Origin of the sequence: Bradyrhizobium sp. 1, from assembly GCF_023073315.1 — a bacterium.
GTDB lineage: Bacteria > Pseudomonadota > Alphaproteobacteria > Rhizobiales > Xanthobacteraceae > Bradyrhizobium.
Map to the genome: position 1 here is coordinate 44,417 of NZ_JADPJH010000033.1, position 14,252 is coordinate 58,668.

The 14,252-nt window shown below is 65.4% G+C and carries 11 protein-coding genes; 5 read left to right on the forward strand and 6 right to left on the reverse strand.

Translation table 11 applies throughout. The annotated features are described in order from the left end of the window. The first annotated feature begins 14 nt into the window (after positions 1-14). The gene (locus tag IVB29_RS25255; RefSeq protein WP_247506113.1) at positions 15-1,079 is read left to right on the forward strand and encodes a LacI family DNA-binding transcriptional regulator; all 1,065 of its coding nucleotides are present in this window, start codon (positions 15-17) and stop codon (positions 1,077-1,079) included. A 5-nt stretch (positions 1,080-1,084) separates the two neighbouring features. Here IVB29_RS25255 and IVB29_RS25260 read toward each other — a convergent pair whose 3' ends face one another. The 3 genes from IVB29_RS25260 to guaB all read right to left on the reverse strand — a co-directional run bounded on the left by IVB29_RS25260 (position 1,085) and on the right by guaB (position 4,350). Then, complete coding sequence (locus IVB29_RS25260) at positions 1,085-1,378, reverse strand: hypothetical protein (RefSeq protein ID WP_247506114.1); 294 nt, start codon at positions 1,376-1,378, stop codon at positions 1,085-1,087. A gap of 192 nt (positions 1,379-1,570) precedes the next feature. After that, the gene (locus IVB29_RS25265; protein WP_247506115.1) at positions 1,571-2,593 is read right to left on the reverse strand and encodes an NADP-dependent oxidoreductase; all 1,023 of its coding nucleotides are present in this window, start codon (positions 2,591-2,593) and stop codon (positions 1,571-1,573) included. A gap of 269 nt (positions 2,594-2,862) precedes the next feature. After that, complete coding sequence (gene guaB, locus IVB29_RS25270; protein ID WP_247506116.1) at positions 2,863-4,350, reverse strand: IMP dehydrogenase; 1,488 nt, start codon at positions 4,348-4,350, stop codon at positions 2,863-2,865. A 408-nt stretch (positions 4,351-4,758) separates the two neighbouring features. On the opposite strand from guaB, the gene IVB29_RS25275 reads away from it, so the two are divergent. Beyond that, positions 4,759-6,249 (forward strand): DHA2 family efflux MFS transporter permease subunit, encoded by a 1,491-nt coding sequence (locus IVB29_RS25275; protein ID WP_247506117.1) that lies wholly within the window; start codon positions 4,759-4,761, stop codon positions 6,247-6,249. Positions 6,250-6,466: 217 nt separating this feature from the next. Here IVB29_RS25275 and IVB29_RS25280 read toward each other — a convergent pair whose 3' ends face one another. Further along, positions 6,467-7,168: an RlmE family RNA methyltransferase gene (locus tag IVB29_RS25280; protein WP_247506118.1), complete on the reverse strand. Its 702-nt coding sequence runs from the start codon at positions 7,166-7,168 to the stop codon at positions 6,467-6,469. Position 7,169: 1 nt separating this feature from the next. Next, on the reverse strand, positions 7,170-8,240 hold the full coding sequence (locus tag IVB29_RS25285; RefSeq protein ID WP_247506119.1) for a Ppx/GppA phosphatase family protein: 1,071 nt from the start codon (positions 8,238-8,240) through the stop codon (positions 7,170-7,172). Between the two features lie 210 nt (positions 8,241-8,450). Between IVB29_RS25285 and IVB29_RS25290 the strand changes: the two genes are divergently transcribed. Continuing rightward, positions 8,451-10,820, forward strand: coding sequence for a xanthine dehydrogenase family protein molybdopterin-binding subunit (locus tag IVB29_RS25290; protein ID WP_247506120.1), 2,370 nt, complete (start codon positions 8,451-8,453; stop codon positions 10,818-10,820). 165 nt (positions 10,821-10,985) lie between these two features. Here the strand turns inward: IVB29_RS25290 and IVB29_RS25295 are convergent, their stop codons facing one another. Beyond that, complete coding sequence (locus tag IVB29_RS25295) at positions 10,986-11,786, reverse strand: hypothetical protein (protein WP_247506121.1); 801 nt, start codon at positions 11,784-11,786, stop codon at positions 10,986-10,988. A gap of 154 nt (positions 11,787-11,940) precedes the next feature. On the opposite strand from IVB29_RS25295, the gene IVB29_RS25300 reads away from it, so the two are divergent. Then, positions 11,941-12,438: a YaiI/YqxD family protein gene (locus IVB29_RS25300; RefSeq protein ID WP_247506122.1), complete on the forward strand. Its 498-nt coding sequence runs from the start codon at positions 11,941-11,943 to the stop codon at positions 12,436-12,438. Between the two features lie 8 nt (positions 12,439-12,446). Further along, on the forward strand, positions 12,447-14,252 hold the full coding sequence (locus IVB29_RS25305) for an ATP-binding cassette domain-containing protein (RefSeq protein WP_247506123.1): 1,806 nt from the start codon (positions 12,447-12,449) through the stop codon (positions 14,250-14,252).

Below are 14,252 nucleotides of genomic sequence, written 5' to 3' on the forward strand. Positions count from 1 at the left end.
CCGATCAGGATTCGATGACCGATCCGGCAAAGCCAGGCTATGACGACGTGGTGCGCATTCCGGCGCCGCCCGGCCGCGCCAGCGCGACCGGACGGCCGCCGCGCATCGGGGAGGTGGCGGAGCGCGCGGGCGTGTCGCCGATCACGGTGTCGCGGGTGTTGCGCCACCCTGAGAAGGTCAATCGCGAGACCCGCGAGCGCATCCTCGAAGTGATCGAGGCGACCGGTTACGCCTCCAACCCGCACGCGCGCGCGCTGCGCTCGGGCCGCTCGAACGTGGTCATGGCGTTCGTCTCCAACATCCTCAGCCAGCAGTTCGGCCTCGCGGTGCGCAGCTTCGCGGCGACGCTGGAGCCCGAGGGTTTCGAGGTGCTGGTCGGCCAGACCTCCTATTCCTATGCCAAGGAAGTCGCGATGATCCAGTCGCTGCGCGGCATCCGCCCAGCAGCCGTGCTGTTCACCGGCGTGATCGAGCTCGAGGAGAACCGCGCAGCGCTGGCCGAGCTCGGCATTCCCGTGATCGAGACCTGGGCGTTTCCGCGCGATCCCATCGACATGCTGGTCGGGCTGCCCAATGCGGATGCCGGCGCGATGGCCGCGCGCAGGCTGGCCGCGGCCGGATATCGCCGCGTCGCCTTCGTCGGACGCAGCAGCGGCCGTGGGGCGCTGCGCCGCGACGGTTTTCGCGCGGCGGCGGCCGAGCTTGGGCTCGAAATCGTGCACGAGATCCTCGTTGGCGAAGTCACGGGGCTGGTCGATGGCCGCGCCGCATTCACCGCCCTACTCGACCGCGGCGGCCGCGTCGATGCGGTGTTCTGCGCCAACGATTTGCTTGCGACCGGTGCACTGATCGAGGCCCGCGCCCGCGGACTTTCCGTGCCGCGCGATCTCGCTGTGCTCGGCTTCGGCGATAACGACGTCGCCGATCAGATCACGCCCGGCCTCACCACCATCTCGTTCGATGCGGCGGCGGTGGGGCGCATCGCGGGCGAGCTGTTGCTGGCGCGCCTGTCCGGCACGGAACTGCCCGAACAGCGGGTGGCCGTAAAACTGTTCCTGGTGGAGCGCGGCAGCGTCTGAGCGTGCTACGCGACCCTCTTGAGATCCTGCTGGATCGCAGCCAGCAAGGATTCCAGCGCGGCGCTGTTCACCGGCTTCGCTTCAGCGATCGCGGGCTGGATATTGGCAGGCCGAACGGCCTTGACCGGGCGCTTCGGGAATGGCGGCGTTGGCGCCTGCATCGAGGCTTGGGTGAAATCGCCCTCCTCGGCATGAACAAACTTGCCATGGATGACGTCGTCGCGCCGGCCCATGACGAACATCGTCGCCCAATAGCCGGCGGCCAGAAGAATTACGCAGAAAATACCGATCTCAATCATCGCAGCACCTAAAATATGCGCGATAATTCAATGCCTTCGCCCGGACGTCAATGAACCCTCGGTCACACTCTGCGCCTTTTACGGGCAAGTGTGGCCGATCGGTCACTCTTTATTAACCACCGATGTCCGAGGTCTGACACCGGTGCAACTACAACGCGCTCCGGCCCTCAGGAGACGCTCCAGGCCGCGGGATTAGGCCTTATCCTGCCCCACCCGGACCAGCTGCTTGCCGAAATTGGCGCCCTTCAGGAGCCCCATGAAGGCACCGGGCGCGCTCTCGAGGCCCTCGGTGACGAATTCCTTGTACTTGACCTTGCCGTCGCGGACCCAGCCGGACATGTCGCGCAGGAAGTCGCCATGGCGCGAGGCGAAGTCGGAGACGATGAAGCCGCGGAAGGTCAGCCGCTTGGTCAGGGTCGCGCGCATCATGCTGCCGGCCCATTTCGGCGGCTTGGCCTCGGTATCGTTGTAATGGGCGATCAGGCCGCAGACCGGCACACGCGCGAAGGGATTGAGCAGCGGGAACACTGCCTCGAACACGGCGCCGCCGACATTTTCGAAATAGACGTCGATGCCCTTCGGGCAGGCGTCCTTCAGCTTGGCGGCGAGATCGGGATCGCGGTGGTCGATGCAGGCATCGAAGCCGAGCTCCTTCACCACGTAGTCGCACTTGTCCTTGCCGCCGGCAATTCCAACTGCACGCGCGCCCTTGATCTTCGCGATCTGGCCGACGGCCGAGCCGACCGCACCGGAGGCGCCGGCGACGACGACGGTCTCGCCCTCTTGCGGCTTGCCGATGTCGAGCAGGCCCGTGTACGCCGTCATGCCGGGCATGCCGAGCACACCGATCGAGGTCGAAATCGGACCGAGTTTCGGATCGACCTTGATCAGGCCCTTGCCGTTCGAGATCGCATGCGACTGCCAGCCGGTACGAGCTCGCACGATGTCGCCCTTGGCAAAATCCGGATTGCTGGAGGCCGCGACCTCGCTGACCGCCTCGCCCTCCATCACGCCGCCGATCGGCACCGGTGCGGCGTAGGACGGACCATCGCTCATGCGGCCGCGCATATAGGGATCGAGCGACAGCCAGATCGTGCGCAGCAGGATCTCGCCGGCGCCGGGCGTCGGGACCGCGAATTCCTCCAGGCGAAAATCGGACGGCTTTGGCTCGCCGACGGGACGCGCGGCGAGAACGATGCGTTTTGCTTGGGACATGATGGCTTCCTCCGGATTTTGTTTCGAGCCGAACGGAAGCGGAGGGAGGCAGCTGCGTCAATACAAAAGCGGTGGAGCGGCTGTTCTGAGACTGCGCTCACTCTCGTGTCCCGGACGCGCTGCGGCGCTCTTTGCGCTGCTGCGCAGAGCCGGGACGCAGAAGGCCACATGCGATCCAGCGGAGAGATGGGTCCCGGCTCTGCAGCGCATCACCGAAGAGGTGCTGCGCTGCGTCCGGGGCACGAGGGCGGAGCGAAGGAGCGCGAGGACTAACCTCCGCCCGGATAGTTGGGGGCTTCGCGTGTGATGGTGACGTCGTGGACGTGGCTTTCGCGCAGGCCTGCACCGGTGATGCGGACGAAGTTCGCCTTCTCGTGCAGCTCCTTCATGTCCTTCGCGCCGACATAGCCCATGGCAGCACGGAGGCCGCCGGCGAGCTGGTGCATGACGTTGCCGACCGGGCCCTTGTAGGGCACCTGGCCCTCGATGCCTTCAGGCACGAGCTTGAGCGTGTCCTTGATGTCCTGCTGGAAGTAACGATCGGCAGATCCGCGCGCCATCGCGCCGACCGAGCCCATGCCGCGATAGGCCTTGTAGGAACGGCCCTGCCACAGGAACACTTCGCCGGGCGTCTCGTCGGTGCCGGCCAGCAGCGAGCCGACCATGGCAATATCTGCTCCGGCAGCGAGCGCCTTGGCGAGATCGCCGGAGAACTTGATGCCGCCATCGGCGATGACGGGAATGTCGGCCTTCTTCGCCGCTTCCACCGCATCCATGATCGCGGTGAGCTGGGGAACGCCGACGCCGGCGACGATGCGCGTGGTGCAGATCGAGCCCGGACCAATGCCGACCTTGATGCAGTCCGCGCCCGCATCGATCAGCGCCTGCGTGCCCTCTGATGTGGCGACGTTGCCGGCGACGACCTGCACGGAGTTGGAGAGACGCTTGATGCGGTTGACCGCATGCAGCACGTGGCGGGAGTGGCCATGCGCGGTGTCGACGACGACGAGGTCGACGCCGGCATCTATCAGCCGCTCGGTGCGCTCGAAGCCGGTATCGCCGACCGTCGTGGCGGCGGCAACGCGCAGTCGCCCCTGCGCATCCTTGCAGGCGAGCGGATGGGCGACTGCCTTCTCCATGTCCTTGACGGTGACGAGGCCGACGCAGCGATATTGCTCGTCGACGACGAGCAGCTTCTCGATGCGGTGGTGATGCAGCAAGCGCCGCGCCTCGTCCTGGTTGACATTCTCGCGCACGGTGACGAGGCCGTCATGCGTCATCAGCTCTGAGACTTTTTGACGCCGGTCGGTGGCAAACCGCACGTCGCGGTTGGTGAGGATGCCGACCAGCTTGCCGGGCGTATTCTTGCTCGCACCGGTGACGACGGGAATGCCGGAGATGCCGTGGTCGCTCATCAGCTTGAGCGCGTCGTCGAGCGTGGCGTCGGGGCTGATGGTGAGCGGGTTCACCACCATGCCGGACTCATAACGCTTGACCTGCCGCACCTGGGCGGCCTGACCTTCGGGATCGAAATTGCGGTGGATGACGCCGAGGCCGCCGGCCTGCGCCATGGCGATCGCCATGCGGGCTTCGGTGACCGTGTCCATGGCGGAGGCCATGATCGGGATGTTGAGCGGAATGGCGCGGGTGACGTGGGTGCGGATGTCGACCTCGCCCGGCATGACGTCCGACAGGCCCGGCTTCAACAGCACGTCGTCGAACGTAAAAGCTTCGCGGATGCCCTGAACCGTGGCCATATGCCAACTCCTTCCTGCGGCCCTGCCGCAAAATACTTATGGATGAGCGCCGCCCTCGGCGTGCCTTGCGGCATCGCCGGAGATTCGGAGCCCATCGGTGGGGTTGACGCGGGTCGATAGCATGCCCGCGTGACGAATCAAAGCAATTCGGCCCGCTGGCCAGCCATGCACAGGCTTTTTAAGTAAATTCAGCGTGGATTGGCCGTGCACGACCGACCTGCCGTCATTCCTCGCGCGCGCCAAGGGGCGGCCGGGGAATGACGAGGGAGCGAGCGCAACCGCCTTTGGGGGTCACACCGTTGTTACGCGGGATTTAGGTGCTATGCGTCGATCCGCAATGGTCCCGGCCGAGTCGTGGTGTTAAGCCGCAATTCCACCCCTCCTTCCGATCTCCATTACCAATCCATCATGGTCGACAAGCAACGCATCATTCCGCTGATCGTGGCCACTGCTCTCTTCATGGAGAACATGGACTCGACTGTCATCGCCACCTCGCTGCCGGCGATCGCGGCCGACATCGGCACCAGCCCGCTGACGCTGAAGCTTGCGATCACCTCCTATCTGCTGTCGCTGGCCGTGTTCATCCCGGCGAGCGGCTGGACCGCCGATCGCTTCGGCGCACGGATGGTGTTCGCGATTGCGGTCGGCGTGTTCATGGTGGGATCGATCGGCTGCGCGCTGTCAGGCTCGGTCACCGATTTCGTGTTCGCGCGCATCCTGCAAGGCATGGGCGGGGCGATGATGACGCCGGTCGGGCGCCTGGTGCTACTGCGCTCGGTGGACAAGAGCGCGCTGGTCAATGCGATGGCCTGGGTGACGATCCCTGCCCTGATCGGCCCGGTGATCGGCCCGCCGCTCGGCGGCTTCATCACGACCTATGCGTCGTGGCACTGGATCTTCCTGATCAACATCCCGATCGGGTTGCTCGGCATCTTCATGGCATTGAAGTTCATCGATCCCATCAAGAGCGACGAGCGCGAGCCGTTCGATTTTTACGGCATGGTGCTCGCAGGGCTGGGGCTCGCCGGCATCGCCTTCGGCCTCTCCGTTGCCGGCCTCAATTTGCTGCCGTGGAGCACGATCGCGGCCCTCGTCGTGGGCGGTTCGATCTCGATGACGCTCTATGTCATTCACGCGCGACGGACGGGATCGCCCGTGCTCGACTTCTCTCTGCTGAACCTGCCGACGCTGCGCGCGGCGATCCTCGGCGGCTTCCTGTTCCGCCTCGGCATCGGCGCGCTCCCGTTCCTGCTGCCGCTCCTGATGCAGATCGGCTTCGGCCTGTCGCCATTCCACTCCGGCCTCGTGACCTTCGCCTCCTCGCTCGGGGCCATGGGCATGAAGACGCTGGCCGCGCGCCTCATCCGCACCTTCGGCTTCCGCAATCTAATGACGGTGAACGCGATCGTCAGCGCGGTTTTCCTCGCGGCCTGTGCGCTGTTCACGGTGACGACGCCGCTGCTGATCATCATGATCATCCTGGTGGTCGGCGGCTTCTTCCGCTCGCTCGAGTTCACCGCCATCAATACGGTCGCCTATGCCGACGTCGAGCCGCCGCAGATGAGCCGCGCCACCACGCTCGTCAGCGTCAACCAGCAGCTCGCCGTCTCCGCCGGCGTCGCCGTCGGCGCGGCCTCGGTGGAGACGACGATGTGGCTCAGCCATGTCAGCGAGCTCAACGCCACCGTGTTCGCGCCCGCCTTCATCGTGGTGGCGCTGACCTCGGCGGTATCGAGCTTCTTCTTCTGGCAGATGCCCGCCGATGCCGGCCACGAGATCTCCGGCCGCAAGGCGGTGGATATTTCCAGCCGCAAGGGTGCGGCGAAGAGCGCGGCGAGCGCCGCCGTCAAGACGGCGACCGAGGACACCCAGGACGTGCGGGACCAGCGGCTAGGGTGACTGCCGTTCGATGCGGTAGAGCACCACGCCGAGTCCCAGCGGCGATGCGCTGCTGATTGCGAGCTGATTGTCCGATACTAAGCCAGTGGTCTGGCCAACGAGTTGCAGTTCGGGTGAAGGGTGCGTGCCATCCGGCTTCAGGAAGGCGGAGGATTGCTCGTATCGGCATCGATCAGATACCGTTTGACCGTCACGCGCTCGCGAGAGAATTCGACTGCTATTCTCTGTCCGCCCCGCCGCGAAACCCCGTCGCCAGCACGTAGCGCTCCGAGGAATCCGCACGGCTCGCGGCGGGCTTGACGTGACGCACCGTCGCAAAATCGCGCTTGAGCTGAGCGAGCAGCTCGGCGTCGGCGCCGCTCTGGAACGCCTTTGCCAGGAAAGTCCCGCCGGGCTTCAGCACGTCGCAGGCAAAGGCGGCGGCGGTCTCGATCAGGCCAACGATGCGGAGCTGATCGGTCTTGCGGTGGCCGGTGGTGTTGGCGGCCATGTCGGACATCACGACGTCCGCGCCGCCGTCGAGCATGGCCTTGAGCTTGTCCGGCGCGTCATTGTCCATGAAATCGAGCTGAGCGAACTCGACGCCGGCAATCTCGGGGATTTCCAACAGGTCGATCGCGATCACCTTGCCCCTACCGTCGGCGGAGCCGACACGCTTGGCAGCGATCTGGCTCCAGCCGCCTGGCGCAGCACCAAGGTCGACCACGGCCATGCCTGATTTCAGCAACCTGTATTTGTCGTCGATCTCGAGCAGCTTGAATGCTGCGCGCGAGCGATAGCCCAGCGCCTTCGCCTTGACGACGTAGGGATCGTTGAGCTGCCGCTCCAGCCAGAGTTTCGACGACAATTTGCGCTTGCCGCCGGTCTTGACCTTGGTTTTGACCTGGACGTGCAAGCGGCCGGTGGTGTCCTTGGCCATCTCACCAGCTCCTGAGCGCGCCGTCTTCGCGCATCATCTCGACCAGCATGCCTTCGCGCAGGCCCCGGTCGGCGACGCGCAGGCGCGGCAGCGGGAACGCGCTCCTGATAGCATCGAGGATGGCGCAGCCGGCCAGCACGAGATCGGCGCGCTCGACGCTGATGCAGCTATTCGCGGCGCGCTCCTCGTAGCTCATGCCAAGCAGCTTGTTGATGGTCGCGGTGAGGTCGGAATCGTTCATCCAGATGCTGTCGATGCGGCGGCGGTCGTAGCGCGCGAGATTGAGATGGATGCCGGCGAGCGTCGTCACGGTGCCGGAGGTGCCGAGCAGATGCATATCCGCGAGTTCGCCGCCGTGCTGTTCGGCGAACGGTGCGACGTGGCGCGCGACCTCGCGCTCCATCGCGGCGTAAATCTCCGGCGTCACGTCGCGGCCGCCGAACTGTTCGGCAAGCGTGACCACGCCATGCGGGATCGACATCCAGGCTTTTATGCGCGGCTCCGGATTTTGCGGGTCGCGCTCGATCCGCACCAGCTCGGTCGAGCCGCCGCCAATATCGAACAGGATCGCCCCCCTGCCCCTGGGGTCCACCAGCGGCGAGCAGCCGAGCACGGCGAGCGAAGCCTCGGTCTCGCGGTCGATCACCTCGAGTTCGATGCCAGTCTCGGCCGCGACGCGGCTGCGGAAACCTTCGGCGTTCGAGGCCGCCCGGCAGGCTTCGGTCGCGATCAGACGCAGCCGCCTGGCTTTGCGCAGGTTGATCTTGTCGCGGCAGATGCTGAGCGCGACGATGGCGCGCTCGATCGCGGCCTCGCTGATGCAGCCGGTCGCCGAGACGCCCTCGCCGAGCCGGATGATGCGCGAGAAGGAATCGACCACGCGAAAGCCATCGCTGGTCGGACAGGCAATCAGGAGCCTGCAATTGTTGGTGCCGAGGTCCAGCGCCGCGTAGACGCCGGTTCCCGCTTGCGCGGGGACGGCCGGTTCGGGGGCCAACGCCACCGCCGCCATCGACCCCTCCAGCTCACCGTGCGGCACAAGGCCGTCGCGGAGCCGCGTGTGGTCATTCATACAAACTGTCTTTCCGCGGCCGGTCGGGCCGGTCTGGAATTGCTTTTTCGCCTGAAACCTTAGCAGCGCGGCAGGCCTGCGCAACAACGCATCACATAGGACCATGCCCATTCGTGCGTTGTCGTGAACGGGTCCGTGGGCTATTTTTGAGGGGTCCGGTCCCCCCAAGCGCCCCCAACCGCGCAATTGCCGGCTTTTCAGGTCAATTCCATGCAAGAACACACCAAATCGTCCACGCTCGAAAACGCTATTGCACTGCAAAAATACGGCGTCGGGCAGCCGGTCCGCCGCAAGGAGGATGACACGCTGGTGCGCGGCAAGGGCCGCTACACCGACGATTTCAACCTGCCCGGCCAAGCCTATGCCGTGGTCGTCCGCTCGACCCATGCCCATGGAATCATCCGCAGCCTCAACACCGACGCCGCCAGGGCGATGCCGGGCGTGCTCGGCGCGTGGACGGGCAAAGACCTCGACGCCGCCGGCTACGGCCCCTTCACCTGCGGCCTGCCGCTGAAGAGCCGTGACGGCTCGCCACTGCTCCAGACCAACCGCCAGCCGCTCGCAACCGACAAGGTCCGCTTCGTCGGCGATCCCGTCGCCTTCGTGGTGGCGGCAACGCTGGCGCAGGCGCGCGACGCGGCCGAGGCCGTCGAGGTCGATATCGAGCCGCTGCCGGCGGTGACCGACCCCGAGGAAGCCACCCGGCCCGGCGCGCCGCTTCTCTACGACCACATCCCGAACAACGTCGCGCTCGACTACCATTATGGCGACATGGAGAAGGTGAACGCGGCCTTTGCCGGCGCCGCCCATGTCACAAAGGTCGACATCGAGAACACCCGCGTGGCCGTGGTTTCGATGGAGCCGCGCGTGGGACTGGCCTCCTACGACAAGACAACCGAGCGCTACACCATCCAGATGCCGACCCAGGGCGTCGCGGGCAACCGCGCCAACCTCGCCAAGAACCTGAAGGTGCCGAACGAGAAGGTGCGTATCCTCACCGCCAATGTCGGCGGCTCCTTCGGCATGAAGAACGTCAACTATCCCGAATACATGTGCATCCTGTATGCGGCGAAGGCGCTGGAACGGCCAGTGAAGTGGCTCGACGAGCGCTCCACCAGCTTCCTCTCCGACAGCCACGGCCGCGCGCAAAAAATCCATGCCGAACTCGCGCTGGATGCCGAGGGCCACTTCCTCGCGGCAAAGCTCTCGGGCTACGGCAATCTTGGTGCCTACATCACCGGCGTTGCGCCCAGTCCGCTCTCGCTCAACACCAGCAAGAACTTTTCCAGCGTCTATCGCACGCCGCTGATGGCCGTCGATATCAAGACGGTTTTGACCAACACCACGCTGATGGGCGCCTATCGCGGCGCCGGCCGGCCCGAGGCGAACTACTACATGGAGCGGCTGATCGACCGCGCTGCCGACGAGATGGGCATCAACCGCCTGACGATGCGCAAGCGCAACTTCATCAAGCAGAGCCAGATGCCGTTCGCGGCGTCCTCCGGCGTCACCTATGACAGCGGCGACTTCCAGGCCGTGTTCAACAAGGCGCTCGAGATCTCCGACCACGAGAACTTTGCCAAGCGCAAGAAGGACAGCAAGAAGGCCGGCAAGCTGCGCGGCATCGCGGTCGGCTCCTATCTCGAGGTAACCGCGCCGCCGAGCCCCGAGCTCGGCAAGATCGTGTTCGATGCCGATGGCAGCGTGCAGCTCATCACCGGCACGCTCGATTACGGCCAGGGTCACGCATCCGCATTCGCTCAGGTGCTGTGCTCGCAGCTGGGCGTGCCCTTCGACAGCGTCAAGCTGGTGCAGGGCGACAGCGACATCGTCCACACCGGCAACGGCACCGGCGGCTCGCGCTCGATCACGGCAAGCGGCCAGGCCATCGTCGAGGCCTCGAAGCTGGTGATCGAGAAAGGCAAGCGAGCGGCTGCGCACATGCTGGAGGCGTCCGAAGCCGACATCGAATTCGCCGAGGGCAGTTTCACCATCGCCGGCACCGACCGCAGCATCGACATCATGGAGCTCGCCAAGAAGCTGCATGACGGCAAGACGCCGGACGGCGTCCCTGACTCACTCGACGTCGATCACACCAGCGAGCCGGTGCCGTCCGCGTTCCCGAACGGCTGCCATGTCGCCGAAGTGGAGATCGATCCGGAGACCGGCGTCGTGCAGATCGTGCGCTACAGCGCGGTGAACGATTTCGGCACGGTGATCAACCCGATGCTGGTCGCTGGCCAGCTCCATGGTGGCGTCGTCCAGGGTATCGGCCAGGCGCTGATGGAGCACGTCCGTTACGACGAGAGCGGCCAGCCGATCACGGGCTCGCTGATGGACTACGCCCTGCCCCGCGCTGAGGACGTGCCGTTCATGGAGGTCGGCGATCACCCGGTGCCGGCGACAACCAATCCGCTCGGCAGCAAGGGCTGCGGCGAAGCCGGCTGCGCCGGCAGCCTGTCGACGGTGGTGAATGCCGTGGTCGATGCGCTGTCAGACTACGGCATCAAGCACATCGACATGCCGCTAACCCCGGAAAAGGTGTGGCGCGCGATCCAGGATGCGAAGGGCGCGGCATAGGGGAGACCCCGCCTTCCACTTCCACAAACTCCGCTGTCATCGTCCGCGAAGGCGGACGATCCAGTATTCCAGAGACGGTCGTGGGATACGGAGAAGCCGCGGCGTACTGGATTCCCGCCTTCGCGGGAAATGACAGCGAATGTGAGGACGCGCGGTGCCTCTTATCTAAGCCGCCGCCTGCTCGCGCGGCTGGTAGATCGCGGTGTGCTGGCAATGCGCCAACGGCGTCGTGCCGTTGGCGACGACGAGCGCGTCGAGCTCGACGAAGCGGTGGCCTTTCTTCTCGTAGTTCGCGGTGACCTTCGCCCGCGCGACCATCTCGTCGCCGGCGCGTGCGGCGGACAGCAGCTGCATACGGCTGCCGACATGGATCCACGGGCCCAGAATGGTGTTGTCGACGAGGACGCGGTTCATCACGCGCTGGATCAGCCCGGGATGGCCGAGCCCCTCGCGCGCAAAGACCGGATCGGTCTCCCTGATGTCGGCGAGATAGTCGGTCGCATCCTGCCCGGCCCAGCGCCGGGGCGCCGTGCCCAGCCATTTGCCCGTCTCGAACGTCGCGGGGCTAACCGGCTTGCGCTCGGTGACAGGCGGGACCGCAACATAGTCGCTCAGTGACACCAGCGGGGCGGCGGCTGGCAGCGAGGCCGTTCCGGTGGCACAAAGCTCGGTGCGGCTGAACACCTCGATCGTGAGCAGGCCGTTGTGCTCGGTCGCATCGACGTCCGCGGTCTCGCCGTCATAGACCGGCTTGATGAAGCGGGCCTCGACCAGCCCGCGCGACAGGAAATCTCGCCCCCAGCGCGCCACCGGCACGTGCATCATATAGGCGAAAACATCGACGCCCGGGACCAGCCCACCGGAAAAGCCGAAGCGGCGTGCGACCGTGTCGTCATGCATCTTGTTTTCGGACTGTTTGGCGGTGTTGTAGGCCTCGACACGCCAGGTTTCGAGCCGGTTCGGCATGGGGTCACCCTTCCTCATTTTTTGCCTGTATTCTTGTTGTTTCGGGACCGATGGTAGGCCCCGAGGAACCGGGGTCAATCCCCTCGCCTTTGCGCTCCGGATGGGGTACCACGCGCGGGCTGCGGAACCGCTTCGCAAGCCCCATTTACGGATAATGACGAACCCTCAAAACACCACCCGTATCTACGTCGACGCCGACGCCTGCCCCGTCAAGGACGAGATCTATCGCGTCGCCGGCAGGCACGGCTTGCCGGTGAGCGTGGTCGCCGGCAATTTCATCCGCGTACCGCAAGACCCGCTGATCGAGCGGGTGGCCGCGGGTGCCGGCATGGATGCCGCCGACGACTGGATCGCGGAACGCGCGGGTCCCGGCGATATCGTCATCACCTCGGATATTCCGCTCGCGAGCCGCTGCGTGAAAGCCGGGGCCGATGTGATTGCATCGAACGGCAAGCCGTTCACCGAAGAATCGATCGGAATGACGCTCGCGGTCCGCAACCTGATGACGGATTTGCGCTCGGCGGGCGAAGTCACGGGCGGTCCGAAATCGTTTGCACCACGCGACCGCTCGACGTTTCTGTCGACGCTCGACCAGACCATCCGCCGCATTCAGCGCCGCCGCGCCGATCAGGCCGCAACAAGACAGGACTGAGACACCGCATGGCGCCACCGCTGATTCAACTGCGCGACATCAAGCTGACTTTTGGCGGCACGCCGCTTCTGGCGAGCGTCGAACTGTCGGTTTCGACCGGCGAACGCGTCTGCCTGATTGGCCGCAACGGTTCGGGCAAATCGACGCTGCTCAAGATCGCCGCCGGCCTGGTCGAGCCTGATGGCGGCAGCCGTTTCGTGCAGCCCGGCGCCACCATCCGCTATTTGCCGCAGGAGCCGGATTTTTCCGGCTTCTCCACCACACTGGCCTATGTCGAGGCCGGCCTTAATGCCGGCGACGATCACTATCAGGCGCGCTATCTGGTCGAACAGCTCGGTCTCAGCGGCGAAGAAGATCCCGCGCATGTCTCCGGCGGCGAAGCGCGCCGCGCCGCGCTGGCGCGCGTGCTGGCGCCCTCGCCCGATATCCTGCTGCTGGACGAGCCAACCAACCATCTGGATCTGACGACCATCGAATGGCTGGAGGGCGAACTGGAGAGCCGCCGCTGCGCGCTGGTGATCATCAGCCACGATCGGCGCTTCCTCAGCAATCTCTCGCGCAGCACTGCCTGGCTCGACCGCGGCCAGATCCGGCAGATCGACCGGGGCTTCAGTGCGTTTGAGGCCTGGCGCGACGAGGTGCTCGCGGAGGAAGAGCGCGACCAGCACAAGCTCGACCGCAAGATCGTCAACGAGGAGCACTGGTTGCGCTACGGCGTCTCCGGCCGTCGCAAACGCAACGTCAAGCGGCTTGGGAACCTGCACGCGCTACGCGACCAGCGCCGCACCCATCGCGGCGCGACCGGCAGCGCCAACCTCGCGGCTGCCGAAGCCGACAAGTCCGGCAAGCTCGTCATCGAGGCAAAAAATATCAGCCGGTCCTATGGCGAACGAAAGATCGTCGACGACTTTTCGATCCGCGTCCAGCGCGGCGATCGCATCGGCATCGTCGGCCCGAACGGTGCCGGCAAGACCACGCTGATCGAGATGCTGACCGGCGGCAGCGCACCGGACAGCGGCAGCATACGGCTCGGCGCCAACATCGAGATGGCGACGCTCGACCAGCATCGCGAAAGTCTCGATCCCAAATCGACGCTGGCAGAGGCGCTGACCGGCGGCCGCGGCGACCACGTCATGGTCGGCGGCAAGCCGAAGCATGTCGTCAGCTACATGAAGGACTTCTTGTTCGCCCAGGAGCAAATGCGCACGCCGCTGGAGGTGCTTTCCGGGGGCGAGCGCGGCCGGCTGATGCTGGCACGCGCGCTGGCGAAGCCCTCCAACCTCCTGGTGCTGGACGAGCCGACCAACGACCTCGACCTCGAGACCCTTGACGTCCTCGAGGAAATGCTCGGCGACTACGAGGGCACCGTGATTCTGATCAGCCATGATCGCGATTTTCTCGACCGCGTGGTGACGTCGGTGATCGTGCCCGAGGGCAACGGACGCTGGCTCGAATATGCCGGCGGTTACACCGACATGCTGGCCCAGCGTGGCGTCGACTTGAAGCGCGCCACGGCGAAGGTCGCCGAAGAGAAACGAGAGTCGCGGTCAGTCGCGCCTTCCGGTGTCACGAAACGGCGGTTGACCTTCAACGAGCAACACGCGCTGGAGACACTGCCCAAGACCATCGCCAAGCTGCAGGCCGAGATCGCCAAGCAGCAGCGCTTCCTTGACGACCCCGATCTCTTCCGCAAGGATCGCAAGCGCTTCGACCAGGCCTCTGACGCTCTGACGAAGGCGCAAAAAGAACTGGCCGAGGCCGAGGACAAATGGCTGGAGCTCGAAGTGCTCCGCGAAGAAATCGAACAGGCTTAA